The sequence below is a fragment of the Paraburkholderia sp. WS6 genome, assembly GCF_030464835.1.
Lineage (GTDB): Bacteria > Pseudomonadota > Gammaproteobacteria > Burkholderiales > Burkholderiaceae > Paraburkholderia > Paraburkholderia madseniana.
This window is the reverse complement of the sequence record NZ_JALQCK010000001.1, coordinates 464,219-491,064: the sequence shown is the minus strand read 5'-3', so window position 1 is coordinate 491,064 and position 26,846 is coordinate 464,219. Positions and strand designations below refer to the sequence as shown.

Sequence of the window (26,846 nt, the reverse complement as noted above, 5' to 3'; positions counted from 1 at the left end):
CTAACTATTTGACCGCCCAGACGAACGAACTGGAAAGAACCTAAGCATCCCTCCTGTTCTCAGCAAAGTAGCGCTTCCCTAACTCGATATCCTGGGGACTACAATCATCAGGCGCAGCTAGGTATTCTCGAAGACGTCGCTCCAGCCGAACCCGGACAGCTTCGGCTCGCAAATCAGATAGCTTGATTCGTATCACATAGGCGGCGACCCCATGCAGAACCTCATAGAGCGCTGTATGCAAATTGCGCATGATCGTCTCTTCAGAGGAGCCAATATACCGACTCTCACGTTCATCGGCCATGTCATAGAGTCCATCAACGGAATATCGATCCGATCCTGATTTGCTCGTCGAGAGAGAACGCAAGTCAATTTCGGCAGGCCACTCAGAAATTGCACGGGAGAACAAATTGCTGAATTCGAGCGACATGTTTTTTCCTTCAGTCATCATTTTCGTATGCGCCCGTCGGGCCAGACGCTTTGGGGAGTTTGCTTCTTTTCCCACGATTTCCGATTCGGCCAGCGTTTCCACTGATCGCCGCCATGACTGGACGTGTCCTTCTCCCAGACAGAGCCGTCGAGACATTGCTTTCCGCGACTACCCGTGATATTGCCGAACTTCTCCGGTGATCCTTTTGGATTGTCAGGATAAACAACAGGATCATCAGCGTTGCTGTCCGCAAAAGTTCCGCCAGAGGGGTTGCTCAGCCAGTCATCAAGTCCCTGCGAACCAGACCCAGGCGGCCTCGGTCCAAACCCGCCGCCTGGCATCGGACCTGCTGGGACCGGAAATCCCATTGCTTGCAATCCGGACGGATCGCTGAACTGGACCGGGTTCCCACCTACATAAGCATACGCATTCGTCTGCCCACTTTCCCAGCCAATCGGATCCTCACTGATGAATCTTGCTGTGGCCGGGTTGTAATACCGGTTCCGATAGTAATAAAGCCCCGTCCCATCATTCTCCCGGCCCGTGTACTGCTGGGTGTTCGCGTCCGCCGCCCCGACCAGCGTCGTCTTCCCGTAGGGTTCGTAGCGGTACTGCGTCACGATCTGCTGATTCGCGTCCGTGAGCGCAATCACATTGTTGTTCCCGTCGCGCAGGACATACCGGTCCTGGCTCGCGTCATCACCGATACGCCGGTAAGTCAGTTCGTCCAGTCCTCCTGCGGGATACGGGGAGAACAGGCGGGTGCGCTTCGACCAGTCGTCATCCGGCAGCAGCAGGTTCAGCTCGTCGCCGATCCACACGATCCTCGTCTGCCTGCCGTCGACCGTCATGTTCCTGCGACGGCCCGATGCGTCGTAGCTGAACGCCGCCGTGGTCGGGCCCGTGACCCCGCCAAGCAGGCCCTGCAGGTTCCAGCTGTACTGGTTCAGCCCATCGCCCGTGAGGTTGCCGTTCGGGTCGTACGCGAACGTCCTGCCCGACCAGCGCGTGAGCTGGTTCGCGCCGTTGTACTGCGCGTCGCTTACCGGCTGCGGCAGGTCCACTTTCGCCAGACTGCCGCCCATCTTCGTACGGCGGCCCGCCAGGTCGTAGCCGTAGGTCAGGTCACCCAGCACGCTGCCGTCGGACCTTTTGTATGTGATGCCCGTCAGCTGGCTCGCGGCATCCCACGTATAGTTCGCCGTAATGCCATTCGCCAGCGTCGCCTGCGCAAGACGGCCCAGCACGTCGTAGCCATAGCCGAACCGGCGCGGCGCCTCATCGTTCTCCACCGACTGGATTTGCGTCACCCGGTGTTCTGCGTCGCGGCTGTAGGTCACCGTCACGCCGAACATGTCGATGCCGTCCAGTTCACGTGTTGCAGCGTTGTACCGGTACGACCAGCTCCCCGACTGCCGCGGCCACTCAAGCGTGCGCACGAACTTTCCTGTCACGCTGTCGTAGTAGAGGAGCGTCGACGTAGTGCGCCTTTCCGCACCGCCCGGTTCGGCTCTGGCGTAATCGTCCACCCCCCCGATGCGGTTCAGCGTGTCGTCCCACATGTAACTCCATCTACGCGTGGACACCACGCCCGCCGCGGGCTGGAAGGCAGTCCCCTCCAGTCGGCCAGCTTCGTCATACGTGTACCCCGTTACCTGCCCCTTGCGATCCGTCACGCTCTGCAGTTGCCCCGCCGGCGTCCACGTATAGGTCTCGCTGCGCCCCAGCGCGTCCGTTTTACTCACTGGACGCCCAATCGTGTTGTACGCGTAGCGCGTCGTGACGCCCTTCGGATCGCCCTGACTCAACAGGCGACCGTTGCGGTCCCATGTGAAGCGGGTCACGCCACCGAGTGCGTCGGTGATGTCGGTGGTGCGGTCCAGCCCGTCGAGCGTGCGCTTTGTTTTGTTGCCCAGCGGATCCTGCACCGCCGTCACGCGGCCCGCTGCGTCCGCTGTGTACTGCGTGGTGCGGTTCAGCGGATCAGTGATGCCCGTCAGGTCAGCGCCGGTGTACGTGTAACGCGTCACGCCCCTGAGCGCGTCGGTCACCGTAAGCGGGCGGCCCTGGCTGTCGTTCGTCTGCGTGGTGCGGTTGCCCAGCCGGTCGGTGACGGTCAGCAGGTTACCTTTCGCATCGTACGTGTAGACGGTGGCGACGCCCCGCTGCGGATCGCCCGCCTCTGCGTCCGTCAGTACCTGGCTATAGCTGTCGTAGGTGCGTGTGTGCAGCGTGCCATACTGGTCCGACTCGCTCGTGCGGTTGCCGTTCGCGTCATAGGTATAGGTGTACTGCCGATCGGTCGACGTGAGGTTCGTCACCCGGCCCGTCGCGTCGTACGCAAACGTCTGCACCTGCTGCGCCGGCTGCCCTGCCGGATAGGTGTTGCGCACCACGCGGCCATTCGTGTCGAACTCGAGACGGCGGATGCTGCCGCGCCGGTCCGTCACTTCGGTTTGCGTGACCTTGCCGCCGGTCACCGTGTAGGCGATCGCGAAAGTGCTGCCGTCCGCAAGCTTCTGGGCAACCACGCGGTCGCTGTCGTCGTAGGTGCTGGTCACCTGGAGATTGCCTTCCGGGTCCGTGACCGTCACCAGCCGTGATTTGCTGTCCCAGCCGTACTTCCATATGCCGCCGCCTGCGTCGGTCACCTGCGTGAGGCGATCCTGGTTGTCGTACTGATAATTCACCTGGCGGCTCAACTGATCAGTCACGCGCGATATGAGCGATGTGCCGCGCGCACCTACAATCGAGGTGAACGTCAGCGTGCGGCCGTTCGTGCCGGTCACGCTGGTGATTGCTCCGGTTTTGCTATCGCGTGAAATCACAAGCGCATTGCCGTTGCGGTCTTCGATGCGACTCAGACGGTACACACCGCCAATCGACGTGAAGCGCTGCACCCGCCCGTCGCGCAGGCTGAGCGTCATGCCGGTGCTGCCTGCGGCGTCGATGCGGGCGCGGTAGTACTCGCCAGGGCTTGTCAGGTCGTCCCAACCGTTGCCGTTGCTGCCGACGCGAGGCGTGAACGGCACACGAATGCCCGTTGCCTGACGCAACTCGAAGCGCTGCCGGTCCTGGCTCACCGCGAGGATCGTGTCGAACGTCAGTCCGCCGCCCACGCCGAACGCCCCAACCAGCGGCTTCCCGGCGTTGTCGTAAGCGCCACTGCGGTAGACCCGCGCGAGGTCGAGCGCAATCGTATCGGCAACCGCCAGATCGTGGGCGAAGAAATAGAACTGCCCCGTGTACAGATTGACGGGCTCGGCACCCGACGTGCTGTTGCCGCAGCCTGCGGTGGAATCGTCCGAACAGTTATCACCGTTGTCGGGCATACCGCCTTCCACCGATACGGGTTCGGTGCTGTCGGTGCTCGCCGGTCCGCTGCAGTAAGCCGCGATCACGTTCGGATCGCCGCATACGTAGCCGCCCATGCCGCCGAAGTCTGCTGCTGCGGCTTTCAGCGGACATTGCGGACTGGCGGGGTAGGCGCCCGCGGCGATATAACGGGTGTCGCAGTCGGCGCGCGCGTTCGGCGCCACGAACCACGACATCAGCACGAAGAAAAACAGCACGAACGGACGCAGCAGCGCGCGACGCGCCGCAAAGGCATCAATTGATCGCATAAGGGCCTGCAAGAGAGGAAGAAGGAACCGGGCACCGCGGGCCTAACGCACGCTGACCTGAGTCGAGGCTGGTAAAGCTGACAATGCCCCGGCATCCGACGCGTGCGACGAATCTGTGCCGTTCGCCGGAACCGTCGCGGCCAGAACCCCCTGCCGTCTGATCGCCGTGATATTGCCTGCGGCGTCGTAGTCGTAATACGCAGTAGCGCCCGCGAAAGTCACCGAGGTGAGACGGCCCAATGCGTCGTAGCCGTAGGTGATGTCATCGGCACAAGCAGCCACCGGGAGCGTTGATAGCCACACCACAGTGCAGCAACTCAATACGCGCCCGACTTGCGCCCGGTGATTTCTTTTCCATGTGCCGGAGCCCAGGCGACAGAATCTGGATAGTCTGATCATCGATACCCTTCACACGATTTATAGTTTTACTAACCAATAGAAAGGTATCGAAAACCGAATTTGATTTGTAGCGGACGCGTCCTTTATTAACTAATAGATTTCCTACAGCCAACAGCACTATAAGACGATCAATGACCAAGCCTCTCATCGACTCGCTGAATCTATAAGAATCCTCTTAGGACAATCTTAGAGATTCAAGGATCTATCGCAGCATCCCAGCGTCAACGACAACAGCGTCACCCCAAAAGGCAAAGGGCGCACCACCCAGTGCGCCCCTCGCCTTCCTGCCATTGCGGTACTACATCAACCGCCCACCAAACCCATCACACGCTAAAACGCATCAAGCCTCGAGCTGCTCCAGCACCTTCCCCTTGGTCTCAATCCCGAGAAAGTGCACCGCGATCGCCGCAATGAACGGCACAGCCGCGAGAATATAAAACGCCACTTCCAGGTTGCCGCCGATCATCGTCTTCGACACGATCGCCGGCGCGAAGATCGCCGCCACCTTCAGCCACGCGCCGCCCACACCGCAACCCATCGCGCGGATACTCGTCGGATACAGCTCCGGCGTGTATACATACGCCGTGATGAAACCGCAAGCAAGGAACCCAAGCGAGAAGGCACAACACGTCGCCACCACATACACCGACGAGTTGTGGAACACACCAGCCAGCAGCAACGACAACGCACACGCCAAGAACGACAGGTTGATGATCGGCTTACGCCCCACCTTGTCGACCAGCAGCGCACAGGTCAGCGAACCCACCACGCCCAGCACCGAAGCCGCCACCGCCAGATTCAACGCCAACTGCAGCGGCGCGTGATAAACCGTGCGATAGATCGTCGGCAGCCAGGTGGACAGACCGTACTGAATGAAGCCGCAGGTGATCCACAGCATCGCTACAGCCATCGTGCGCTTCAGATACGCCGGTCCGAACAGATCGCTCATACGGCGCTTCGGATGGCGATTGGCCATCGCGTCGAACTCGGCCGCATTGGCAACCGGCGGAAGCGGACCTTTCACAGCGCGCTCGAAAGTGTTCACGGCAGTATCGGCATCGGCCATCCGTTCGCGTTCGGCCAGCCAGCGCGGCGATTCCGGCACCAGTTTGCGCAGCACGAAGAACAGAATCAACGGCATGCCGCCGATGAAGTACATCGCTTGCCAACCGAAACGCGGCACGATCCACGCACCCAACGCGTTCGACGCAAGCAAACCAACCGGAAAAACGATTTCATACAAGAGCACGAAACGGCCACGGCCATGTGCACGGCTGATCTCGTTGATATAGGTCGCGGCCACCGGCAATTCGCCACCAAGCCCGAGCCCCTGAATCACGCGCAGCACGACAAATGCCGCGAAGGTCGGCGCAAAGCCGCACGCAATACTCGTAATGCCGATGATCCCCGAGCTCAACGCAATCGCCTTCACGCGGCCTTTGCGCTCCGCATACCACGGGAACACAAACGCGCCGATCAACTGCCCGACCGATCCAGAGCCGATCAGAAAACCGATCTCCCAAGGCGTCAGATGCCACTTCGCAATCAGGATCGGCAGCGTGGCCGCGATTGCGATCACGTCGAAACCGTCGAAGAACGTCGCGAGACCGATCAGTATGCGCGCGCGCACCTGCATCGCATTCTTCGGCAAGCGCTCGAGACGCGCGATGATCGAGCCCCGGGTCACGGGGCCTGAGACACCGGCGCTGCTGCGGTCCCCCATGGTGTTGTCGATGGTTCTCATGCCGTGGTGCCGTCCGTAGGTGTGGTTAGGCAAGCGCCGTTGAGGCGTCGGTCAGGGTGGCAAGGTCGATAGTCCGGCCCTGGTTCATCCATTTGCGCGACAGTTTCAGTTCGCGCGGCGTGTTGATGGCGATGACACCGCGAATCGTGCCGTCTTCCAGATGAAAGAGCGTGGCGTGTTTGCCTGGCAGATCGCCGCGTACGGCGAGTTGCGCATCGCCCGGAATATCGCCGAGAATTTGCAGATTGACGTCGTATTGATCGGACCAGAACCACGGAATGTCCGCATACGGTTCGAAATTGCCGAGCAACGCCTTCGCCGTCGAGATCGCCTGGTTCTGCGCGTTGGCCCACGATTCGAGCCGCACGCGGCGTTTGAGCCAGGCACTCGGATGATTCGCAACGTCGCCGCACGCGAAGATGCGCGGGTCGTCGGTCGCACCGAAATGATCGACGACGATGCCGTCTTCCACCCTGATACCCGCGGCTTCCGCGAGTGCCGTGTGCGGCGTGAGGCCGATGCCGGCGACCGCGAAATCGGCGTCCAATGTGGAACCGTTAGCGAACGTTGCGCGAATGCGGTTGGCGTCGTTTGGATGATCCGCAACCGACACGAGCGATGCGTTCAAACGCACGTCCACACCATTTTCACGATGCAGTTGCAGCAGGAAATCCGACACCATCGGCGGCAACGAGCGAGCGCACAGACGCCGCGCGCCTTCCACTACCGTCGCTTCCACGCCCAGCTTGCGCGCGGTCGCGGCAACTTCGAGGCCGATCCAGCCACCGCCAACGACGAGCACGCGTTTGCTTGCACGCAGGCGTTCGCCCAAAGCGACGGCTTCGTCAAGCGTACGCAGATAGGTGACGTGCGAGGTCTTCACCAGCGCGTCCGGCAAACGGCGTGCCGCGCCACCGGTTGCAATCACAAGCCGGTCGTATTGCACTTCGCGGCCCGACTGCGTGCGCACAATGCGCTGTTCACGATCGATCGACGTCGCGCACTCCGGTTGCCATGTTTCGACGTTTAGCGCTTCGAAATCTTCGGGCTTCACGAGGCGCACGGTTTCGATATCGGCGTCACCTGAGAGCACGGCCTTCGACAACGGCGGACGCTCGTATGGCAGATGGATCTCATCGGCGATCATCACAAGGCGGCCGTCGAAGCCTTCCTTGCGCAACGTCTTCACGACCCAACCCGCCGCCTGGCCGCCGCCGATCACGACGATCGTGCGCGGCGCTTCGAGTCCGGCGTGTGCAGCTTGAGCCTTTGCAGCAGCAGCGTCAGTCATTTTTTCGCTCCGTCATGAACTTGCCTTCCGGCGCCTTCGCGTTTTTCTGGCGACGCGTATTGCCGTCGATGCCACCGTCGATCGCCCATTCGGCAAATACGGTCGGGCCCGGTTCGAAATCTCGCGGCTGCCATTCAGGTGTGAGCTGGTCTTCGTCGGCGTAGTACTCGATCAGGCCGCCGGCCGGATTCTGGAAGTACCAGAAGTACGCCGACGACACCGGATGACGTCCCGGACCGAGTTGCGTATCCCAACCGCAGCGGCTGATATGCATGCCGCCGCCGAACACTTCGTGGATATCGCGCACAGTGAACGCGACGTGATTCAGGCCGCGCTTACCGCCCGGCAAGGCCAGCAGGAAAATGTCGTGGTGGCCGCCGTGCGGCGCGCAACGCATAAACGCGCCGCGGCCTGGATAACGGTCCGACATTTCGAAGCCGAGCAGTTCCTGGTAGAACTTCTCCTGTGCCGCGAGTTGGTTCGTAAAGAACACCACGTGGCCGACTTCAACCGGTTCAGCACGTTCGTAAATCGGCGACGGTTGATCGACGCGCAACGTCTGACCCCACACGTTCGACGGCGAACCGTGAATGTCGAGCACACGCTTGCGGGTCACTTCAACGCGAATCGCCATACCGTTCGGATCGATACAACCTACAGCGTCTTCCGTTTCGAAGTGGCCCGGTTGACCCGCAAAGCGGCCGCGTAGTTCGTCGAGTTCGGCTTTCGTTGCCACACCCCACGTCACTTCACGCAGCGTCGGACCTTCTTCGAACGCGGGCGGCAGCGACGGGTCGTTCGCATCGACCACAAGAATCGTGCAACCGTTCAGCGTTTCGAAGCGTGCACGGGTTTCGTCGTGCGCGACTTCTTTCAAGCCCCAGTCCGCGAAAAAGCGGCGACAGGTGGCGAGATCCGTCACGCCGTAAATAATCTGTTCAATGCCGAGAATCGTCATAACGTGCCTCTTGCGTATTTCGCGTATTAGTTCGCCCACGCCAGCGGCGCGTCGTTCAAGCCCCAGTAGAGGCTTTTCTGCTGCATGTATTCGCGGATGCCGAGTCGGCCCTTCTCGCGTCCCATGCCGCTCTCTTTCCAGCCGCTAAACGGCGTCGAGATCGAGAACAGCTTGTAGGTGTTGATCCACACGGTGCCGGTTTCGAGCGCACGGGCGATCCGGTAGGCGCGTTTGTAATCGAGCGTCCAGATGCCTGCGGCGAGGCCGAACACACTGTTGTTGGCTTCTTTCAGCAGCGATGCTTCGTCGTCGAACGGCATGGCGACCAGCACCGGGCCGAAGATTTCTTCCTGGCAGATGCGGGCGTCGTTCGTGAGGCCTTCGAGGATCGTCGGCTGGAAGTAGGTACCCTGCTCGCGGCCGTCGCCGACCGGGCGTTCGCCGCCACACAAGAGCCGGCCGCCCTCTTCCAGACCCAATGCGACGTAACGCTCAACCGTCTCGCGATGTGCCGCGGTAATCAGCGGACCCATCTGCGTTTCAGTACGCGACGGATCGCCGACGCGTAGCTTGCGTGCACCTTCCGCGAGACGCTGCATGAACGCGTCGTAGATCGAGCGCTGCACGAACAGGCGCGAGCCCGCGATACACGCTTCGCCCGACGAACTGAAAATGCCGTACAACACACCGTTCACTGCATGATCCAGGTCGGCGTCATCGAACACGATGGTCGGCGATTTGCCGCCGAGTTCGAGCGAGACCGGCATCAGCTTGTCCGCAGCGATGCGCGCGATGCCGCGGCCGACTTCGGTGCCGCCCGTGAATGACACTTTCTTGACTAACGGATGGCGCACCAGCACGTCGCCGATCACCGAGCCTTTACCCGGCACCACACTCAGGACACCCTTCGGCACACCGGCTTCTTCGCAAATACGAGCCAGCGCCAAGGAGACCAACGGCGTGACTTCAGCCGGCTTCAGCACCACAGCGTTGCCGCCGGCCAATGCCGGAGCCAGCTTCTGCGCATCCGAAGCAATCGGCGAATTCCACGGCGTAATCGCCGCGATCACACCGATCGGCTCGTAGATGCTCATCGTCAGATAGTCGCCACGCGAGGGGGTCACTTCTTCATCGAGCGTTTCGAGGCAGGCCGCGAAATAGCGGAAGGTGTTCGCAGCGCTCGCCACCAGCACGCGCGTTTCGTTGATCGGCTTACCGTTGTCACGACGCTGCAGTTGCGCAAGCGCTTCGTGACGCGCCATGATCAGATCGGCGATGCGATACAGAATCAGCGCGCGCTGATGCGGCTTCAGACCTGACCAATCCGCCTTACGCCATGCGATATCCGCGGCTTCCACGGCTTCACGTGCGTCGTCGGCGTTCGCCGTCGAGATTTCCATGTTGACCGACTGATCCGCCGGATACAGGCTTTTGTACGGGTTGCCACGCCCTTGCCGCCATTCGCCGCCGATGAAAATATCGCCGGTGGGCACGAGGCTGGTATCGAAGTGAGTCATGTCGGTCGTTCCGGTTTGCTTCAGCTAATCAGCTAATCAGCGAATGTCTTAAATCACGCAGCGGGCCGCGCGATTGCGTAGCGCACGAATCGCGCTATACGCGGTCAGTGCGGACGTCTTGGGGTTGTCCGGCAGCGGCTTGCCGCACATTTCCAGCGACATCTCGCCGAACGCGCCGCGCGCCACGATACGGTGCACGTTGCGCGATACGTTCGGGTCCGCGATCAGGCGGACCATGGTGTGGTCCAGACCCAGGCCAGCCAGCGCGATCGTCGCTGCGACGTTGGCGTTCTTCGGATACAGGCGCGCCGCTTCGCGCGCGCTGCCTTCGAAAATCACCGTCTCTTCGCTCAGCGTATGCAGATTGCAGAGCTGTTCCGCGGGCGTGCCGAGCCAGCCCGAAGGCGGTTTGCGGCCCGTGTACAGCACTTCGTCGAGGCCGCCGAGCTTGGCGGCAGACAATGCGTCCACGCCACCGATTGCACCCGACAACAGCGTCAACGTTGCGTCGCCTTCATCGGCCGCAGCGGAGAGCGCGTCCAGCAACATCATGTCGGACAGCGCGCCGATCGACGCCACCGCGCAATCCGTACCGGCTTTCAGCAAGGGCACCACGTGATCGACCAGTGCGCTGTGCCCAGCGCATTCCAGCGCGAAATGCGGCTGACTGCTCAACGCGGACACGGAGGCGACCACATCGACCGACGCGCCCACCACTTCACGCACCGACGCCATATGGCGCTCCGGCACGATCACGTGCGACACGCGCACCGTCGGATCCGACTCGACCGAGCGATACACCGCCTGGCCGATCGCGCCGAAGCCGATCATCGCGACGTCGACGGGCGCGTGATGCCCTGCGTAGCCGGTCTCACGCATGTTCCGGCTCCTTTTCCTTGACCGGCGGGCCCGCGAACGCGGTGGCGAACGAGCCGACCGACAGCATGTCCACTTCAACCAACACGGGACCGATCTTCGCCATACCCTCGCGGATGATCTCCTCGGCCTGGTCGAGCGACTTGATGCGGTAGTGCGTAAGTTTCAGGCTCTCGCAGAACTGCGCGAAATCCGGCTGGTGCAGATCGACGTAGCAGCGGCGACCGCCGTATTGCACGTCCTGAATGTTGCGGATCACGCCGTAGCACTGATCGTTCATCAGCACGATCATCACGTTGGCGTTTTCCTGCACGGCCGTTGCGAGTTCGCCGACGTTGACCATCAGGCCGCCGTCGCCAACCAGGCACACGGTCTTCGCGGCATTGCCGGCGAGTGCTGCGCCGATACCCATCTGCATGCCCTGGCCGATACCGCCGCCGAGTGCATGAACGCCCGCTCGCGGCGAGAAGATCTTCAGCATGCGATTACCCCACGTGCTGTTCGAGATCGTGACGTCGCGCACCCAGTTGTAGTCGCGGCCCACGGCCTGCTGCAGCGCGTCGACGAGGCGCTTGTACGGGCCGAGCCCCTTGCCCACATCGGCGACGGCGCTTTCACGCGCGGCAGCCAAGTCTTGTGCGAACGTCGGATCGACTTTCAGACGGCCTTCGAGCAGCGTCGCGAGTTCTTCGAGAACGGCCGATGCATCGCCGTGAATGAACATGTCGTTGCGATAGCCGCGGTTGTCGGCGAGCGCGTCGGCGTCGATGCGATACAGCGGTTGCGGCAACGCCAGCTTGTACTTCAGCGTTTCATTGCCACGCAGACGCGAACCGACCACCACCAGCGCGTCACACGTCTTGTAGAAGCTTTCGACTGCCGAGTGCACGTTGAACGCGCCGAGCGTCGCCGGATGATCTTCCGGCAGCACACCACGGCCCTGCACGCTGGTCACCACACCGAAGCCCAAGGCAACGAGACGCTCAACCGCAGCACGTGCGTGGCGCGTGCCGCCGCCGAGCCACAACAGCGGACGCTTCGCATTCGCCAGTTGATCCGCGAGTTGCACGACACGCTGGCTGCAATGCGTGAGCGTGGTGACATGCGGCGCGGCCAGATCGGCGGGCCATTCGATTTCGGCCGCTTGAATGTCGATCGGAATTTCAACGCTGACGGGGCCGCTCGGCGCGGTTTGCGCGACACGGACGGCTTCGCGGATGGTCGGCAATGCGGTTTCGACCGAGCGCACGCGGAACGCGGCCTTCGAGATCGACGACAGCATCGACAATTGATCCGGCGCTTCGTGGATATAGGCGAGGTCCTTGTCGAGGTATTCGGTTTCGATCTGGCCCGTCACATGCAGCAACGCGGTGCCAGCGGTCAGTGCTTCGACCATCGCGCCGGCAGCGTTACCCGCGGCAGTGCCCGTGCTGGTGAATGCAACACCGAGGCCGCCGGAGACACGCGCCAGGCCATCAGCCATGTTCACCGCGCCCGCTTCGCCACGTGCGCCGACGTAGCGAATCTTGCCGCGGTTGTGGATCGCGTCGAGAATCGGCATGTTGTGGATCGAGATCACGCCGAATGCGGTTTGAACGCCGCATTGCTCGAGAAAAGCGGCGATCAGTTCGCCAACGGTGGTTTTGTTAGACATGTCGTGCAACGCCTCCAGAAACATCGATGTGACTGCCCGTCGTATAGGACGACAGCGTCGTAGCCAGATAAAAGAGCGCTTGAGCGGCCTCTTCGGGTTTGCCGAAGCGGCCTAGCGGAATGTTTTTCTTGCGCGCCAGTTCGACGGTCCAGTCTTCCCAGCTCTGGCCCGACTGCGCTTCTTTCGCGTAACGGCGGCGCCATTGACCCGATTCGACGATGCCGATCAGAATCGAATTCACGCGAATGCGTTGCGGCGCGAGTTCGACCGCGAGTGATTTGATGAGGCTCAGCACGCCGGCCCGCGCCGACGAAGTCGCCACCATGTGCGGCTCGGGTTGCAGGGCGAGCAGCGAGTTCACGCAGACCACGGCGGCGTTGTTGCCAGACCCGGCGGCGTCGCGCAGCATCGGCAGGAAGGCGCGGGTCGGGCGGATCACGCTGAAGTACTTCAGGTCGAGTTCTTCGCGCCAGGCGTCGTCGGTGGTGTCGGCGAACGTCGACACGCGACCCTGGCCGGCGTTGTTCACCAGCATGTCGGTGCGGCCGAAACGCGCTTGCACAGCTTGCGCGAACGCTGCGACCTCGTCCGCGTCTAGCACGTCGCAGGTTTGCGCCAGCAATTGCGCTTGCGGAAACTGCGCCTTCAGCGATGCTTCCGCTTGCGCGAGACGTTCGCTGTCGCGCCCGCAGATCGCAACCGAAGCGCCTGCTCGCAGAAACAGTTCGGCAGTCGCAAGGCCGATGCCGGACGAACCGCCCGTCACCACCGCTACCTGTCCGGTCAAGTCGATTTGAATCATTTGAGCCCCAGTGCCTTAAAGTATTTCGCACCCGCGTTCGGGCTGCCCGTCGGCCGAAAGTTGAGCCGCTGCGAGAGTTCGTCAGCCGCGCGGCGGACCTTGTCGATCAGGCCGCTGTCGAGCAGCGACGCATCGATCTCGTGGCGCGGAATCGTCGTCGTGATAACCGCGACGATGCGGCCCGTGTCGTTGCGCACCGGCGCGCTCACCACCGAAATGCCGCGTTCGAACGACGACTCGCTGATCGCGTAACCGCGCTGTGCGTCGTCGCGAATGCGTTCGTACAGGTCGTCGATGGTGGCCGGCGTTTGTTTCGTGAAACGTTCGAGCTCCGGCTCGGGATAGAGCTTCTTCAAGTCGTCGAGCGTCATGTCGCCCATCAACACCTGGCCGTGCGTCGTCGCGTGAGCCGGCAGGCGCGTGCCGACGTTCACCTTCACCGAGCTGAAAATCGGCGCATGGCTTTGCGCTTTGGCCACGAACACCACATCGCGTCCGTCGCGAATCACGATGTGGCTGGTGAGGCCGGTGTCGTTACGCAGCGCTTCGATGATCGGCAAACCGAGGTCGGTCAATTCAAGCGAGCTCAGATATTCGAAGCCGAGCCGCAGCACCGCGACGCCGAGGCGATAGTTGCGGTCCTTATCGGCGCGCTCGAGAAAGCCGAGCGATTCGAGCGTTTGCAGCAGACGGAACACCGTCGTGCGGGGAATCTTCAGGCGCTTCGATAATTCCGGTGCGCCGAGAACCGGTTCGCGTGGCGAGAACTCCGTCAGAATCTTCAGACCGCGTTCCAGACCCGGCACGCGATAGCTGATATCGCTGCTGGTGTCTGCGTCATTGCGGTCGTCGTCCGCGTCGCGCTCGGCGCTAACCATGTCATGCGTGTCGGGCGTCATTCATTGGCTCCGTTGTCCGTCGCTTGCGCGGCAGAACGTGTCGATGATCGCGGTGTACGCGGCGGGTGCTTCGATATAGCCGGCGTGCCCGGCGCACGGCACGACCTGCAGTTTGGTGCCGGCGGCGAGAGCAAGTCGCTCGCAGACTTCGGGGGGCGTAATGGTGTCTTCTGCGCCGACCGCGACGCTGATGCGGCCTTTGTAGCGTGACAGGTCGCTGGCGAGATCGGCGTTGGCGAGCAGATGCGTCGCTTGCGCATAGCCGTTCGGGATCACGCGCGACATGTTCCAGCGCACCCATGCGCGGGCTTCGTCGCTCGCGTGGGTGGACAACATATTGGTGCTGCGTTTTTCGGCGAGACCTTGCGGGCCGAGTTCTTTCAGCATGGCCAGACGCTGATCGCGTTTTGTTTCGCGCACTTCCGCCGCGGAAGCGCCATAACCGCCAGCAGGCGACAACAAGAGCAAACCGGCCACGCGCTGCGGATTCGCCACAGCAAATGCACCGGCGATGATCGCGCCAAGCGAATGACCCAGCAGCACGCAGCGTTCAATGCCAAGCGCGTCGAGCCATTCCTTCAATACAGTGGCGTAATCGCTTGCTGCGGGCGAATCGGCGTCTACGGGTGTCGATGCGCCATACCCCGGCGCATCCCACGCCAGCACACGGCGCATCTCACCCAGCACTTCAAGCTGCTGCACCCACGAAGCCGCACCCGAACCAATACCGTGAAGCAGCACCAAAGGCACCGCTTCACTTTCGGCGCTATCCACGTCGCGATAGCTGACCGCGCGTTGCGATGCCAGCCAGATCTGCTGCGCCGGAAAGCGTGCAAGGCGCGCTTCGAGCGTAGCGTTCTGATTGACGGTAGCGGACGGGACTGCGGACATGATTTCCTTCGTGGGTGTTTTTAAAGCGAACTTGAGGGCTTAGCGCTTGAGCGTCGCCAAAGGAGAATCCGGCGGATACGTCGGCGTAATCGGTTTGGCTGCACCGAGCATCACGCACATCAACGCATCTTCTTCACCGATATTCACTTCCGTGCGATACACGCCCGGCGGCACCGAAATCAGATCGCGTTCACCGAGTACCGCTTCCCACGTTTCACCGTCTTTCTCGCAGATCACCTTCATCTTGCCGCGCAGCACGAAGAAAATTTCTTCGACATCCATATGGATATGGCTCGGACCGATGTTGCCGGCCGGGATGACCATCGTCGAAAACGTGAAGCCGCCCGCGGGCACCGTGTTCATGTCCTTCGCGACGCCCGTGCCGCCCGTGCCGACATAGCGCATTTGCGCGCGGCGATACTTCGGGTCGTAGTCGGCCTGGAACTTCAGCGCGTCCCAGTCGTAACGACGCGTTTCCAGGCGCGCGACGCGGCTGTCCAACCATTGTGCAAAGCTCGCGTCCGCGGGTTGTTCCCACGATTTGCGTTCGATATCGGCGTCCGCCATCTCTTTCTCCATTCGATTCGACAAGATCAATTCATCACGAAGCCGCCGTTGACCGGCAGCAACTGGCCAGTCACGAAGCGCGCGGCATCGGACAACAGGAACAGCACCGGCCCGGTGACGTCGTCGGGCACTTGTGCGCGCGTGAGCGCGCGGCCTTGCAGGTAATACTGGTGACGCTCGGCGGGCACGTAAGCGGTGGCTTCGACTTCGGTGAGGCCCGGTGCGATGGCGTTGACCGTCACTTGATGTGCGCCGAATTCGCGAGCCAGCGAGCGGGTCATCGAAATCACCGCGCCCTTGCTCGCGACATACGCGAGCAACTTCGGCGCACCCCACATCGCTGTATCCGACGCGATGTTGACGATGCTGCCGCGGCCCGAGTCGCGCAGATACGGCAATGCGGCGGTGCTCATCAGCCACGTGCCGCGCACGTTGACGTTCATCACGGCGTCCCACGTATCGATCGACAACTCGTCGGCGAACTTGCCGCCCGAGTTGGTGATCGCTGCGTTGTTGATCAGCGCGTCCAGCCCGCCGAGTTGAGCCGCGGCCCGATCGGCAAACTGCTTGATGCTGGCGGGGTCGGCGAGATCGAGCGGCAGATACGTCACTGCATGGCCTTGCTCGACCAGCGACGCCGCGAGCGCCCGGCCTTCGTCATGCAGCACATCGCCGAACGCGACTTGCGCGCCGGCTTGCACCAGCGAGCGAACGAACGCCGCGCCGAGGCCGCGCGCGCCGCCCGTCACGAGAACGCGCCTGCCTTGGAGTGCAGCCAATGCCGGGGACGCTTCGTTATGCATGGCTGTGGCCTGCTGCTTCGGTGTGCGCGGCGCCGGCCTGAGCGGCTTGAGCGTGATACGCGTCCAGTTCAGCGAAATGCTGCTGCGCGCGCTGACGGAACATGCGGCGCACACGCGTCATGCCGACGTCGTGCTGATAGAGGAATTCGTGCTCGCGTGCATTCGGCGCCATGCTTTCGAGAACATAGCGATCCTGTTCCAGCACGGCCCAGTGCAGACCTTCCAGACGGTTGCGATACATGAAGCGCCATGCGTCGCGCTGCCAGCCCGACACCTTGCGCGTGCGCCAGAAGTAAACCTGGCAATTGTTTTCGTCGACCGGCGTAGCAAAGCCGATGATCCCGAAGTTGCCACCCGGGCCGAACTTCTTCTTGTACGGAATCGCGAGGCGCATCCACAGCGCGCCGGTTTCGCCGAGCTCGACCCAGTCGAAATTCACGTCACGCTGGCCGACCTTTTCGAACATCAGACCGGTTTCGGTCTTGCGCACGCGCATGTCGGCCTGCTTGTCGCCTTCAGCCATCGAGTGCGAGGTCGCGTGCAGATAGGCGCCGTGCATCGGGTCCATCACGTTGTCGATCGCGTATTGGTAATTGCACTTCCAGTTCGACATGCACAGAAAGTTCGCGTACTCGTCGCCCACCAGTTCTTCCGGCAGCACGAGCGGCGTGGGTTCTTTATGGGCGTCGTCGCCGAACCACAGGAAGATCGCACCGGCATGCTCTTCGACCGGATACGACTTCACGCACTTCTGGCCTTCCAGCGGGCAGTTCGACACAGCCGGGACTTTCGTGACCGTGCCGCCGCCGTCAATTTCAATCCCGTGATACCAGCACGCGACGCTGCCGCCGAGGTTCCAGCCGAGCGACAGACGCGCGCCGCGGTGCGGGCAGCGGTCTTCGAGCGCGCGGACTTTGCCTTCCTTGCCGCGCCACAGCACGATCTGATCGCCGAGGCGTGTGATGCCGACCGGCGCGTCACCGACTTGCCAGCTCGGTGCAACGGGATACCAGTAATTGCGCAGGCCTCGGTTCAGATAGGACTGGATCGGGTCGGCCGCGCCTTGAGTCGTTGTATTGGGGGACGTCATAAAGAGACTCCGGATGCGAAAGCGAAGAGACGTGTGCGGGAGAGCGCGCTTATTCAGCGAGCAGGCGGAATTCGGCGGCAAGGCGATCGGCGTCCCACGCATTGCCTTCCGGCGTGCGAAAGCCCACGCGGTTCAAACCGTCGACAACTTCCTGTAACTCGTTCGCGCCGGCTTCGAAAACTTTTTCCAACGCATCGCCGAAGTCGTTTTCATACTGGGTCGGCTCAGCCTTGCGCGTTTGCCAGATGAAGTTTTCGGTCTCGCCCGGCTTTTCGATCACGCCCTTGCCGGCAACGTTGTTCGGCTGCGGCGCGAGCCACGGCTTCAGGAAGGGATTGAAGTTCACGGTTTGTTCTCGCATGTCATTCCACCTTGATCTGGATTTCTTCGCCGGCGAGGCGTACCGAGTACATCTTCAGGTCGCGGCCACCCGGCTCTTTCAGGCATTTGCCGGTCGGGATATGGAACACGGCCTCGTGCAGCGGGCATTCGACGGTGTCACCGTCGACAAAGCCCTGCGTCAGCAGCGCGTACGCATGGGGGCAGACGTTTTCCAGCGCGTACAGCGCATCGCCCACCTTGTAGATGCCGATTTCGGTGCCGTCGAGTTTGAACTCGAGCGGCGCGTCTTCGGACAGGTCGCCGGCATGGCCGGCGCAGCGCCATTGTTCAGTCATTTCTCGCCTTCTCCTGAAGCCCTATGTTCCATATAAGGAACATCAGTTCGTGTATGGATAATTATAGGAGTGGCTTTGGCTCGAGAAAATAAAAATCTGGGCTGGTAGGGGAAAACACCGACTGTCGCGTTCACAACACAGCTTTGCGTGAACTGCCGTGAGCGGCGGTTTCCGCTTGAGAACCTTTCTGGGCTTGGGTTTGCGCATAATTTTCAGACAAATGCCGCAGCCCTCATGCGGGTTTGTACGGGGTCCGAAAATTTATTTTGACCGCTTCCAGACTCACTATACTTTTCCATATGCGATACAAACGCCCATAGGTGGAACACAAAGCGGAGCAGTTTTGGCGCATAAACCCGAAGCTGCATTCAACCCAAAGCAAGGATCAGGGACGACGAAATCGGCGCGAGCTATCCGTCGTGTGATCAGGAGAACCAACGGTGAAGCACATCATTGCGGCGGCCGGCTTGACGGCAATCTGCGCAACGACTGGCGCCTGGGCGCAAAGCAGCGTGACGCTCTACGGCAGCCTGGATGCTGGCATTGCGTACATCAGCAATGCGGGTGGCCATTCGAAGTGGATCGAGGAGCAGGGCAACATGCAGCCGGACCGCTGGGGCCTGAAGGGCGTCGAGGATCTGGGCGGTGGCCTTAAGACGGTTTTCCAACTGGAAAACGGCTTCTATACCAACACGGGTGCATTCGCCAAAGCGGGCACGCTGTTCAATCGCCAGGCTTTTGTCGGATTGAGTTCGGACCAGTTCGGCACGGTGACACTCGGCCATCAGACGCCCTTCAGCTTCGACGTGCTGGGTCCGCTGAGCACGGCCTATCAGGCTGCGAGCTGGTACGCGTTCCACCCGGGCAACATCGACGAACTCGCCGACACCGGCGTGGTGCCGTTCGACAACTCGGTGAAGTTCCGCTCGGCGAGTTTCGCCGGTTTCTCGGTCGGCGCGATGATGGGTCTCGGCAACACGACCAACTTCTCGACCGGCAAGACACTGAGCTTTGCGCTTAGCTATGCGAACGGTCCGTTCAAGGCCGGCGCGACCTATGCGAATGAGCACGACCGTACGCCGTCGATCGTGACGACGGGCATCACCAGCTTCCAGGGTGTCGCGGCGGCTAACTACACGGCGGGCAAGGTCCAGAACATGGGCGCGGGCGCGTCATACCAGTTCGGCAAGCTGCTCGTGCATGGTTTGTACACGCGTGTGAAGCTGGAATCGTCCGGCCATTCGGACACGTATCAGAGCTACGACGTGGGCGCGAATTATCAGTTCACGCCGTTCAACACCGTTGCAGGCGGCGCCGCGACCACGACGATGGCCGGCCATCGCTGGACGCAATTCGAAATCGGCGACATCTACGCGCTGTCGAAATCGACGCAGTTGTATGTGAATGCGCTGTATGAGCGTGCCGGCTCGAATACGGACGCCGCGTTCTTTACGGCGGGTGTGTCGAGCGGCCGGAACCAGACTATTTTCCTGACGGGCATCCACCACTCGTTCTGATATCAGTTCGCCGCAACCGATCTGCGGCGCGCTTGAGCCGCGGTCGGATCATCCGGCCGCGGACGATAACTGAGCCGCTCGGACAATTCGAGCGCCGCCTGGCAAACCGCGATGATGAGCGGTTCGCGTTCTTCCGCTTCGCCGATATCGGAACGGGGAATGGTGACCGTCAACGCGGCCGTAATCTTGCCGCTTTGGTCGCGCACCGGTGCGCTCACTACCGAAATCCCTCGTTCAAAAGACGCTTCGCTCAACGCGTAGCCGAGCGCCGCGCTTTCGCGCACTCTTCCGTACAGTTCTTCGACAGTCGCCGGCGTGCGTTCGGTGAACCGTTCGAGCTGCGGCTCGGGATACAACTGGCGCAATTCTTCGAAACTCAAATCGCCCATCAGCACCTGACCGTGCACCGTGGCATGCGCAGGCAAGCGCGTGCCGACATGCACCTTCACCGAACTGAACATTGGCTCATGGGTTTGCGCTTTGGCGACGAACACCACATCACGCTGGTCGCGGATCAGCAGATGCGTGCTGAGGCCGGTTGCGTCGCGCAAGCGTTCGAGAATCGGCGTGCCGACGTCGGTCAGTTCGAGCGAGCTCAGATATTCAAAACCGAGCCGCAGCACCGCGACGCTTAAACGGAAATAGCGGTCGCCGTTCACGCGCTCGAGAAAGCCTAAAGCTTCGAGCGTTTGCAACAGACGAAATGTAGTGGTGCGCGGAATGCCGATGCGCTTCGACAATTCGGGCGCGCCCAGAATCGGCTCGCGTGCGCTGAATTCGGCGAGGATGCGCAGGCCGCGCTCCAGCCCTGGCACGAGATAAGTCGATCCGCCGGTGCTCTCTTCATCGGTGGAATCGGGGGAATCGGCGCCGTCCGCCAAGGACCGCGCCGCGTCGTCTCGTGGAGTCGAAACTGTCGCGCCGCGTGGCCTCGCTTGCTTGCGTCCCGCTCCTGTCTGCTCTTCTTTTGCCATCTTGGCTGCCGTCTTTGCCGTTGTCTCTGCTGTTCATCGGATACAGATCAACATGATAGCGCGAAGCACACGGCGGTCATTTTCGTTTCGCGCGGTGCTATGCTTTAATGCGGTCCATCGCGCGAGGTCTCACTGCCACGCTTTGGCTCCCGCCAGGCGTCCGGAGGCCATACCCATGTCCGATTCCGTCCAGATCCAGGTTGCCGACTCACATCTATATCCGGGCTGCGCAGTGCAAATCGCGCACCTGCCCGAGCCGGCCCGCGCGGCCGCGGCGATAGTCGAATTCGCGGACGGTTCCGGCGCGCATGCCACTTGCCATCGGCGGACTTTCGATGAACTCGAATTGACCGTTGACGGTTACGCTACACAGCGGCGTCATCCAGTGGACGCCCGACATTGGCTTCTGCTCGCTGTCGACTCGACGCACAACAGTTGGCGCGTGAAGCGACGATTACCCTAGCCGTGCCGGAACCTTCCGGCCACCTCGATTCTGAACCCGGTGCCGCGCGCACGCCGCCCCGAGCGGTAGCTTTCTGGCTGTGAAGCGCCCGTCACGCAAAACTCCGAGAGATACCGATGACAGACAACGACTCCACCCTGCCGCCGAACCCCGACGACACCCCCGACGATCCTGAACGCCGCCGTGTCCTGACCGGACTCGCGGCGCTCGGCATCGGGCTGGCACTAACCGGGTGCAAGACTGACCAAGGTATCGCGAGCGGCACGGTGCCGCACAGTGCCGCTGACATGCGGCTCGACGCCGCGTTACGCGACCAGGTCAAGCAGATCGTGGTGATCTACGCCGAGAACCGCAGCTTCGCGAATCTGTACGGCAACTTTCCCGGCGTCCAGCATCCACTCGATGCGGTGAGCGCCGAGCGTTATCTGCAGCTCGACCGCGACGGCAAGACGCCGCTGCCGCGCCTGCCGGCAATCTGGGGCGGCCTCGTGCCGCAAGCGCAGGTGGTGGATGGCAAGCGCTACATGATCGGTCAGAAGGATATCGCCAACCTGCGCAACGGCCCGTTCCATATTATCGACGCGCAAGGCGCACCGTTACCGAATGGCGTGATCACGCGCGATCTGGTGCATCGCTTCTATCAGAACCAGATGCAGATCAACGCCGGGCGCAACAATCAGTTCGCCGCATGGGGCGATGCCGGTGGCCTGGTGATGGGCCACTACCGCAATTCCGCCGACACGCTGTGTCTGTGGAACCTCGCGCAGCAATACACGCTGTGCGACAACTTCTTCATGGCGGCTTTCGGCGGTTCGTGGCTGAACCACATCTTCCTGATCTCCGCGCAGGCACCGTTCTATCCCGACATCCACAACAGTCCGGCGAAGAAGATGGTCTCGGTGGTGGAAGGCGACGATCCGACCGGCACACGGCTCAAGGTGGCGGCCGATTCGCCGGCGTCCGCGCTCGACGGTCCGCCGAAATTCGTCAACGACGGCGCGTTTACCGCCGACGGCTACGCCGTCAACACGATGGCGCCGCCCTACCAACCGAGCAGCGTGCGGCCGGCCGAAGGCGGCAATCCCGCGCTCGCCGACCCGTCGAATCCGCGCGTGATGCCGCCGCAAAACTACGCGACGATCGGCGACCGTCTGACGGACAAGGGCGTCGACTGGGCGTGGTACAGCGGTGCGTGGCAGTACGCATTGGAGCATCAGGACACGGGCGCGGTGCCTGACTTCCAGTACCACCATCAGCCGTTCAACTACTTCACCAATTACGCGCCGGGCACCGCCGCGCGGCGCAAGTATCTGCGCGACGCAGGCCTCGGCGACGACGCGTCCACCAATCGTCTGATCGCCGATATCGACGCGGGGCGGTTACCGGCCGTGACGTTCTACAAACCGCAGGGCGATCTGAACATGCACGCAGGGTATGCGGATGTCGCATCGGGGGACCGTCACGTCGCGAATGTGATCGAACATATTCAGCGCGGCCCGCAGTGGGCCAATACTGTCGTAGTCGTCACGGTCGATGAGAACGGCGGCTGGTGGGACCCGGTCTCGCCGCCGAAGGGCGATCGCTGGGGGCCGGGATCGCGGGTTCCGGCGTCAGTGATTTCGCCATTGGCGAAGAAGGGGTATGTCGATCATACGGTGTACGACACCAATTCGATTCTTCGCCTGATTAGCCGCGTGCATGGACTGGCGCCGCTCGATGGGGTCGTTCTGCGAGATCGGGCTTTTGCGGAGAATGGCCTGGCGCCGCTTGGCGATTTGACCGGCACGCTGGATCTGGCCTGAGCCGCTTGCCTATCGCATTTGCCTATTACGTCGGGGTGGGCAGCAGTGCATCAATCACTGCGCCACCCCGTGCAGCTTGGCAATCACTGCATCTGAGATCTGCTGCGCGGTCTTCTTGATCGTCTTCTTCTCGTCACCGCTCGCCATCACGAACTTCGCCGCGATCACGTACGGATTGAGTTTGATCGCCGCGCCTGGCTTTCCCTTGCTGTCGGCTTCTTCGACGGCTTCATAGAGCGGCGGCAAACCGGCCGTCGCCAGGCTGTCGCACGACACCGCCACTTGAATATTGTTCTGACCCGCACCAAAACCGACCATCGCACGTCTTAGACGATTGCCGTCGTCGACGCTCAGAAACACGCCTCGCACTTGCCAACCCGTTGCGGGTAATGGTTGGCCGGGCGCCATACGGCGCGCGTCGACACCGCCTTTTTTCAGGTCCGCAGTCAGCGCGTCCCCCATCTCGTTCACGATGTCCTTGGCGTGGTCCTGCGGATTCTTGTCCTTGCCCATCGGTCCTGGGCCACTCGGCAACAGACCGCGCAGGCGGCGCACACGTTGCCCCGGTCCGCTGTCAGGTGTCACGTTGGCCACGTCGAGGTCGAAGTCGGACACATAGACGATCGGCGCGGGCGCGGCGAAGGGGGGACTGTCCGCGGCTGCACTGAGCGTCGATATCGCACCGAGGCATCCCGCCACCATCGTGAGTTGCAGCAATCGACGCAGCATGGCCCGCCTCCACGAAATGCCTTTCGGACGCGGCTATCGTACAGCCATGCGCGCTGCGCGTAAGTTTTTTTCGTGCCCGATCGCCGCGCCTTTTCGCCTTGCATAACACGCGTCGCGACATAGACTGATAAAGCATTACTTCGCAATTTGTACGGAACTGCCATGCGCCTGACCATCCTCATCAACGGTTCCGATCCCACCGTCAGCCACGACTACGCTGTGTTATGGCTCGACACCGACGAACATCGGTGGTCGAGGGAAGCGCATCAAGGGATCGATCTGCCCCCGTGGGGCGAGTTACACGACGACAATGGCGTGACGACCCTCTGTGCGCCGAGCACGGATGCGCCGCTGTGCACGTTGCGCGGATTGCACGTCGATCGCAAACAACGCGTGAGCGCGGCGCAAGGTGCCGCAGCGTGGACAGCCTTGCCGACACACGCGCCGGCCAGCGGTTTCTGGCGCTTGCAAGCTGTCGATCGCCAGAATGTGCACGCCGAACACAGTGTTTTCGGCAATTAGGTTTCGGCGCCTTTTTCGTCGGTCGAAATTTCCACTCATCCAAACCGCGCCGCCTGCGCGCGGGTGAGTGGGGTTGTGTGCACGTTCGACCGTCGGCCCACATTTCCACGTTCCGCATTCCGCGCGCTTAAGTCCGTCTTAAGTTTGCGTACGTAGAGTTTGAATTCCACGCATTAGGGTCGCTGCAAAGCGGCCCGTTTTTTTTGGTGCAGCGGTTTTCACCGTGTGTCGTGCGCTTCTTTCGCTCGCAGCATTTTCATCGCTGCGGGAACTGCGAAAAAGCCGCATCCTTCCCCCATGTTCTTCTGCGTTCCACGTCGCTCGACACCGGCTCGCGACGCTATACTTGCGCCCCCGATCAATCAACTGACTGACATATGAAGAAGTGGTTTGCCTGTCTGTTGTTCGCCGTTGCCGCTCACGCGAGCGCGGCACCCTCGTGCACCCAGTTCACCCCGAATGCGCAATGGCCGGTTCTGACTAATCAGAAGATGGCGCCGAAAACGCGCATGCTTTGCTATAGCGATTTCGCGGTGCTGCATTCGGGTATCACGCATGGTCCCTTGTGGTCCGCGGAGCATCTGACGCGCGACCATATCGAAGCCGCCAAAGACATGGTGCGCACCAACAAGTTCTTCGAAGACGCGCGCTTGCCCGACGGCGAAGGCGCGACGCTCGCGGACTATAAACGCAGCGGCTTCGATCGCGGTCATATGAGTCCGGCAGGCAATCGCTGGAATCAGGAAGCGATGGCACAATCGTTTTCGCTGGCGAACGTCGTGCCGCAAAATCGCGAGAACAATCAGCGCTTGTGGGCGCGTATCGAAACGTCGGTGCGCAAGATCGCAATGTCGTACAACGATACCTATGTCATCACCGGGCCGATTTTCAGCGGCCAGCAATTGCAGACCATTGGACCGACACGCGTCTTCGTGCCGACGCAATTGTTCAAGGTGGTCTACGTGCCGTCCCGGCAGATGGCGTTCGCGGTGGTGGTGGACAACGTCTCGACCAACCGCTATGACATCAGGACGATTCACGAACTCGAGACAGCATCGGGTATCCGTTTTCCGGGCATTCCGGAGAATCTCAAAGATCAGCGACCGGGAGGACTAAAAGGTGTTTAAACCCTATTCGAACGATGACGACGTGCTCAACATCCAGGGCGATGCACTCACCGTCAGCAACGGCACCACGCGCGTAGTGCTGAACGGCACGCTGGAGTTGACGCAGGACCAGCGCGGGTTGAAGGCGGCACTGGCGCTGAAGGAAGCGATCGATGCGATAGTGGCCGCACTGCAGGCACAGGCCAATCTGCCGGCGAAGGTGAAGGACGAGCCGGATGCGAAACCGGGCGTCGTGCAGAATCCGTTTCAATAGCGCATTCACGCATTCACGCAATTGCCCAGGCGCGAAGGTACGGGATTTCCGCGTCGCCTTCGCGGCTGGGAGGTGAAACCGCTTCAGGCTGATTCAAAACCCCGATATGTATCCGCCGTTACGTTTTGTCACCAGAGCGCCGTCAACTGCTGTCTTCCGGCCAACGTTAAACCGGCAGCGCTGAAACATTTCAGCCGCGACATAAAGAACAACCGGTTTAACCAGGAGTTACATCATGAAGACGCTTTTCGCTGCTCTCGCTTCCGCTCTCGTCGTGTCGACCGCATTCGCACAAACCGCAGCACCGGCGGCCGCGCAACCTGCGCAAACGCAACCCGCCGGTCAAGCGAATCTGAAGGCGAGCACCGCCGCGCAAACCAGCGCCACGGACGAAAGCACCGCCACGACCAAAGCGCCGACCAAGGCCGCAACGAAGTCGCAAGTGAAAAAGGCTTCCGCCAGCCACACGGCAAAGACCCATAAGGCCACCAAGAAGACTGCTGTAGATACAAGCGCAAGCAAGACAAAGACGGAGAGCGCGAAAGAGGCCAGCAATGCCCCGGCAAAAACCGACGGCGCAAAGACCGACACGACGAAAACGCAATAACACGTGATCGGCTTTCGGCACGCACCGGCCAGGCATCTGTAGTTAATCGAAGCCGAACTCTGCCGTTCAGGGAGGGCGAGTCTCACGACTCGCCTTTTTTTATGGGCGCGTCGCATGGGCCTGGTTGAAGCGCACACAACTTGCCGCCACGGCTGCTGATTCACTTCGAGCAACTCGTCTAGTGCGCGCGATTTTTTCAGCGGATACCCCAATTTTTGCACTGCGTTTACCCGTAGACGTCTAATCTCGAACTGTCTTGATCAACCATGGCGTCAACGAACGCCGCATCAAATGGCACTCACGCAATCAATCGACAACTTCGAAACGCAGCCGCTCGGCGCGCCGCCGGTCCAGCGCAACAATGTCATCCCCTTCCCCGCGGCTCGCGCCCGCTTGCAGATCACCCTGCCTCATCCCCCGCACGATCTTCCTGGCACCCAGCTCCGCACACTGCTTCATTCGCCGCTCGGCGTGTATGTGGTCAGCACGGAGGCCGTGCGCGAAGAAGTGCGCGTGCAACTCGACATTGCGCTCGACGACCTCGATTTCACCTTGCATACGCTGATCTCGACACTCCCTGCAGCACTCATCGGACCATTGAAGCGCCGCCATGCCGTCGCAAAGGCGCGCTAAT

The 26,846-nt window shown here is 61.6% G+C and carries 27 protein-coding genes; 8 read left to right on the top strand and 19 right to left on the bottom strand.

Features of this window, described 5'->3' with window-relative positions:
- Positions 1 to 40: 40 nt before the first annotated feature.
- The 17 genes from M0D64_RS02110 to M0D64_RS02030 all read right to left on the bottom strand — a co-directional run bounded on the left by M0D64_RS02110 (position 41) and on the right by M0D64_RS02030 (position 18,218).
- Positions 41 to 427 carry a hypothetical protein gene (locus tag M0D64_RS02110; RefSeq protein WP_154563012.1) on the bottom strand — a complete coding sequence of 129 codons (387 nt, stop codon included), beginning with the start codon at positions 425 to 427 and terminating at the stop codon, positions 41 to 43.
- A gap of 17 nt (positions 428 to 444) precedes the next feature.
- Positions 445 to 4,050: an RHS repeat-associated core domain-containing protein gene (locus M0D64_RS02105; protein WP_266256417.1), complete on the bottom strand. Its 3,606-nt coding sequence runs from the start codon at positions 4,048 to 4,050 to the stop codon at positions 445 to 447.
- 42 nt (positions 4,051 to 4,092) lie between these two features.
- Positions 4,093 to 4,356: an RHS repeat domain-containing protein gene (locus M0D64_RS02100; RefSeq protein ID WP_266256416.1), complete on the bottom strand. Its 264-nt coding sequence runs from the start codon at positions 4,354 to 4,356 to the stop codon at positions 4,093 to 4,095.
- A 433-nt stretch (positions 4,357 to 4,789) separates the two neighbouring features.
- Positions 4,790 to 6,193, bottom strand: a complete 1,404-nt coding sequence (locus M0D64_RS02095; protein WP_266256415.1) for an MFS transporter — start codon at positions 6,191 to 6,193, stop codon at positions 4,790 to 4,792.
- Between the two features lie 25 nt (positions 6,194 to 6,218).
- The gene (locus M0D64_RS02090; RefSeq protein WP_154563004.1) at positions 6,219 to 7,484 is read right to left on the bottom strand and encodes an NAD(P)/FAD-dependent oxidoreductase; all 1,266 of its coding nucleotides are present in this window, start codon (positions 7,482 to 7,484) and stop codon (positions 6,219 to 6,221) included.
- Positions 7,477 to 8,442 (bottom strand): VOC family protein, encoded by a 966-nt coding sequence (locus M0D64_RS02085; RefSeq protein ID WP_266256414.1) that lies wholly within the window; start codon positions 8,440 to 8,442, stop codon positions 7,477 to 7,479. The genes M0D64_RS02090 and M0D64_RS02085 overlap by 8 nt, the downstream gene beginning before the upstream one ends.
- A 26-nt stretch (positions 8,443 to 8,468) precedes the next feature.
- Positions 8,469 to 9,959, bottom strand: coding sequence for an aldehyde dehydrogenase (locus M0D64_RS02080; protein WP_266256413.1), 1,491 nt, complete (start codon positions 9,957 to 9,959; stop codon positions 8,469 to 8,471).
- Between the two features lie 48 nt (positions 9,960 to 10,007).
- On the bottom strand, positions 10,008 to 10,838 hold the full coding sequence (locus tag M0D64_RS02075) for an aspartate dehydrogenase (protein ID WP_054034124.1): 831 nt from the start codon (positions 10,836 to 10,838) through the stop codon (positions 10,008 to 10,010).
- Positions 10,831 to 12,489, bottom strand: coding sequence for a thiamine pyrophosphate-binding protein (locus tag M0D64_RS02070; RefSeq protein WP_266256412.1), 1,659 nt, complete (start codon positions 12,487 to 12,489; stop codon positions 10,831 to 10,833). Before M0D64_RS02070 ends, M0D64_RS02075 begins: the two co-directional genes overlap by 8 nt.
- Positions 12,482 to 13,291 carry an SDR family oxidoreductase gene (locus tag M0D64_RS02065; protein ID WP_266256411.1) on the bottom strand — a complete coding sequence of 270 codons (810 nt, stop codon included), beginning with the start codon at positions 13,289 to 13,291 and terminating at the stop codon, positions 12,482 to 12,484. The genes M0D64_RS02070 and M0D64_RS02065 overlap by 8 nt, the downstream gene beginning before the upstream one ends.
- A complete protein-coding gene (locus tag M0D64_RS02060) occupies positions 13,288 to 14,190 on the bottom strand; it encodes an IclR family transcriptional regulator (protein WP_266256410.1) in 903 nt (300 codons plus the stop codon). Before M0D64_RS02060 ends, M0D64_RS02065 begins: the two co-directional genes overlap by 4 nt.
- A complete protein-coding gene (locus tag M0D64_RS02055) occupies positions 14,191 to 15,081 on the bottom strand; it encodes an alpha/beta fold hydrolase (RefSeq protein ID WP_266256409.1) in 891 nt (296 codons plus the stop codon). It lies immediately after the preceding gene.
- Between the two features lie 39 nt (positions 15,082 to 15,120).
- Positions 15,121 to 15,648 carry a cupin domain-containing protein gene (locus tag M0D64_RS02050; protein ID WP_266256408.1) on the bottom strand — a complete coding sequence of 176 codons (528 nt, stop codon included), beginning with the start codon at positions 15,646 to 15,648 and terminating at the stop codon, positions 15,121 to 15,123.
- A gap of 26 nt (positions 15,649 to 15,674) precedes the next feature.
- Entirely contained in the window at positions 15,675 to 16,451 is a 777-nt protein-coding gene (locus tag M0D64_RS02045) for an SDR family oxidoreductase (RefSeq protein ID WP_154562988.1), read from the bottom strand.
- Complete coding sequence (locus tag M0D64_RS02040) at positions 16,444 to 17,541, bottom strand: aromatic ring-hydroxylating dioxygenase subunit alpha (protein WP_266256407.1); 1,098 nt, start codon at positions 17,539 to 17,541, stop codon at positions 16,444 to 16,446. Before M0D64_RS02040 ends, M0D64_RS02045 begins: the two co-directional genes overlap by 8 nt.
- 49 nt (positions 17,542 to 17,590) lie before the next feature.
- Positions 17,591 to 17,902: a recombinase-like helix-turn-helix domain-containing protein gene (locus M0D64_RS02035; protein WP_154562984.1), complete on the bottom strand. Its 312-nt coding sequence runs from the start codon at positions 17,900 to 17,902 to the stop codon at positions 17,591 to 17,593.
- A gap of 1 nt (position 17,903) precedes the next feature.
- Positions 17,904 to 18,218: a non-heme iron oxygenase ferredoxin subunit gene (locus tag M0D64_RS02030; RefSeq protein WP_020068683.1), complete on the bottom strand. Its 315-nt coding sequence runs from the start codon at positions 18,216 to 18,218 to the stop codon at positions 17,904 to 17,906.
- Between the two features lie 440 nt (positions 18,219 to 18,658).
- On the opposite strand from M0D64_RS02030, the gene M0D64_RS02025 reads away from it, so the two are divergent.
- The gene (locus M0D64_RS02025; RefSeq protein WP_266256406.1) at positions 18,659 to 19,735 is read left to right on the top strand and encodes a porin; all 1,077 of its coding nucleotides are present in this window, start codon (positions 18,659 to 18,661) and stop codon (positions 19,733 to 19,735) included.
- Between the two features lie 2 nt (positions 19,736 to 19,737).
- On the opposite strand, the gene M0D64_RS02020 is transcribed toward M0D64_RS02025, so the two are convergent.
- Positions 19,738 to 20,709 carry an IclR family transcriptional regulator gene (locus M0D64_RS02020; RefSeq protein WP_154562982.1) on the bottom strand — a complete coding sequence of 324 codons (972 nt, stop codon included), beginning with the start codon at positions 20,707 to 20,709 and terminating at the stop codon, positions 19,738 to 19,740.
- Between the two features lie 175 nt (positions 20,710 to 20,884).
- On the opposite strand from M0D64_RS02020, the gene M0D64_RS02015 reads away from it, so the two are divergent.
- Together M0D64_RS02015 and M0D64_RS02010 are read left to right on the top strand one after the other, a co-directional pair.
- Entirely contained in the window at positions 20,885 to 21,172 is a 288-nt protein-coding gene (locus M0D64_RS02015; protein ID WP_266240409.1) for a hypothetical protein, read from the top strand.
- A 116-nt stretch (positions 21,173 to 21,288) separates the two neighbouring features.
- Positions 21,289 to 22,974 (top strand): acid phosphatase, encoded by a 1,686-nt coding sequence (locus tag M0D64_RS02010; protein ID WP_266256405.1) that lies wholly within the window; start codon positions 21,289 to 21,291, stop codon positions 22,972 to 22,974.
- A gap of 54 nt (positions 22,975 to 23,028) precedes the next feature.
- On the opposite strand, the gene M0D64_RS02005 is transcribed toward M0D64_RS02010, so the two are convergent.
- Entirely contained in the window at positions 23,029 to 23,703 is a 675-nt protein-coding gene (locus M0D64_RS02005; protein ID WP_154562978.1) for a DUF4410 domain-containing protein, read from the bottom strand.
- A 162-nt stretch (positions 23,704 to 23,865) separates the two neighbouring features.
- On the opposite strand from M0D64_RS02005, the gene M0D64_RS02000 reads away from it, so the two are divergent.
- From M0D64_RS02000 to M0D64_RS01980, 5 genes are all read left to right on the top strand, one after another.
- Positions 23,866 to 24,225, top strand: coding sequence for a DUF3564 domain-containing protein (locus M0D64_RS02000; protein ID WP_266256404.1), 360 nt, complete (start codon positions 23,866 to 23,868; stop codon positions 24,223 to 24,225).
- 377 nt (positions 24,226 to 24,602) lie between these two features.
- Positions 24,603 to 25,352, top strand: coding sequence for a DNA/RNA non-specific endonuclease (locus M0D64_RS01995; RefSeq protein WP_154562974.1), 750 nt, complete (start codon positions 24,603 to 24,605; stop codon positions 25,350 to 25,352).
- On the top strand, positions 25,345 to 25,605 hold the full coding sequence (locus tag M0D64_RS01990) for a hypothetical protein (protein WP_154562972.1): 261 nt from the start codon (positions 25,345 to 25,347) through the stop codon (positions 25,603 to 25,605). The genes M0D64_RS01995 and M0D64_RS01990 overlap by 8 nt, the downstream gene beginning before the upstream one ends.
- 235 nt (positions 25,606 to 25,840) lie before the next feature.
- Positions 25,841 to 26,212, top strand: a complete 372-nt coding sequence (locus M0D64_RS01985) for a hypothetical protein (protein WP_154562970.1) — start codon at positions 25,841 to 25,843, stop codon at positions 26,210 to 26,212.
- 291 nt (positions 26,213 to 26,503) lie between these two features.
- Positions 26,504 to 26,845 carry a hypothetical protein gene (locus tag M0D64_RS01980; protein WP_266240413.1) on the top strand — a complete coding sequence of 114 codons (342 nt, stop codon included), beginning with the start codon at positions 26,504 to 26,506 and terminating at the stop codon, positions 26,843 to 26,845.
- Position 26,846 lies beyond the last annotated feature (1 nt).

Coding starts and splice junctions, on each gene's coding strand:
- M0D64_RS02110 (WP_154563012.1), bottom strand. CDS start 427: ATGTCGCTCGAATTCAGCAATTTGTTCTCCCGTGCAATTTCTGAGTGG.
- M0D64_RS02105 (WP_266256417.1), bottom strand. CDS start 4,050: ATGCGATCAATTGATGCCTTTGCGGCGCGTCGCGCGCTGCTGCGTCCG.
- M0D64_RS02095 (WP_266256415.1), bottom strand. CDS start 6,193: ATGAGAACCATCGACAACACCATGGGGGACCGCAGCAGCGCCGGTGTC.
- M0D64_RS02090 (WP_154563004.1), bottom strand. CDS start 7,484: ATGACTGACGCTGCTGCTGCAAAGGCTCAAGCTGCACACGCCGGACTC.
- M0D64_RS02085 (WP_266256414.1), bottom strand. CDS start 8,442: ATGACGATTCTCGGCATTGAACAGATTATTTACGGCGTGACGGATCTC.
- M0D64_RS02080 (WP_266256413.1), bottom strand. CDS start 9,959: ATGACTCACTTCGATACCAGCCTCGTGCCCACCGGCGATATTTTCATC.
- M0D64_RS02075 (WP_054034124.1), bottom strand. CDS start 10,838: ATGCGTGAGACCGGCTACGCAGGGCATCACGCGCCCGTCGACGTCGCG.
- M0D64_RS02070 (WP_266256412.1), bottom strand. CDS start 12,489: ATGTCTAACAAAACCACCGTTGGCGAACTGATCGCCGCTTTTCTCGAG.
- M0D64_RS02065 (WP_266256411.1), bottom strand. CDS start 13,291: ATGATTCAAATCGACTTGACCGGACAGGTAGCGGTGGTGACGGGCGGT.
- M0D64_RS02060 (WP_266256410.1), bottom strand. CDS start 14,190: ATGACGCCCGACACGCATGACATGGTTAGCGCCGAGCGCGACGCGGAC.
- M0D64_RS02055 (WP_266256409.1), bottom strand. CDS start 15,081: ATGTCCGCAGTCCCGTCCGCTACCGTCAATCAGAACGCTACGCTCGAA.
- M0D64_RS02050 (WP_266256408.1), bottom strand. CDS start 15,648: ATGGCGGACGCCGATATCGAACGCAAATCGTGGGAACAACCCGCGGAC.
- M0D64_RS02045 (WP_154562988.1), bottom strand. CDS start 16,451: ATGCATAACGAAGCGTCCCCGGCATTGGCTGCACTCCAAGGCAGGCGC.
- M0D64_RS02040 (WP_266256407.1), bottom strand. CDS start 17,541: ATGACGTCCCCCAATACAACGACTCAAGGCGCGGCCGACCCGATCCAG.
- M0D64_RS02035 (WP_154562984.1), bottom strand. CDS start 17,902: ATGCGAGAACAAACCGTGAACTTCAATCCCTTCCTGAAGCCGTGGCTC.
- M0D64_RS02030 (WP_020068683.1), bottom strand. CDS start 18,218: ATGACTGAACAATGGCGCTGCGCCGGCCATGCCGGCGACCTGTCCGAA.
- M0D64_RS02020 (WP_154562982.1), bottom strand. CDS start 20,709: ATGGCAAAAGAAGAGCAGACAGGAGCGGGACGCAAGCAAGCGAGGCCA.
- M0D64_RS02015 (WP_266240409.1), top strand. CDS start 20,885: ATGTCCGATTCCGTCCAGATCCAGGTTGCCGACTCACATCTATATCCG.
- M0D64_RS02010 (WP_266256405.1), top strand. CDS start 21,289: ATGACAGACAACGACTCCACCCTGCCGCCGAACCCCGACGACACCCCC.
- M0D64_RS02005 (WP_154562978.1), bottom strand. CDS start 23,703: ATGCTGCGTCGATTGCTGCAACTCACGATGGTGGCGGGATGCCTCGGT.
- M0D64_RS02000 (WP_266256404.1), top strand. CDS start 23,866: ATGCGCCTGACCATCCTCATCAACGGTTCCGATCCCACCGTCAGCCAC.
- M0D64_RS01995 (WP_154562974.1), top strand. CDS start 24,603: ATGAAGAAGTGGTTTGCCTGTCTGTTGTTCGCCGTTGCCGCTCACGCG.
- M0D64_RS01985 (WP_154562970.1), top strand. CDS start 25,841: ATGAAGACGCTTTTCGCTGCTCTCGCTTCCGCTCTCGTCGTGTCGACC.
- M0D64_RS01980 (WP_266240413.1), top strand. CDS start 26,504: ATGGCACTCACGCAATCAATCGACAACTTCGAAACGCAGCCGCTCGGC.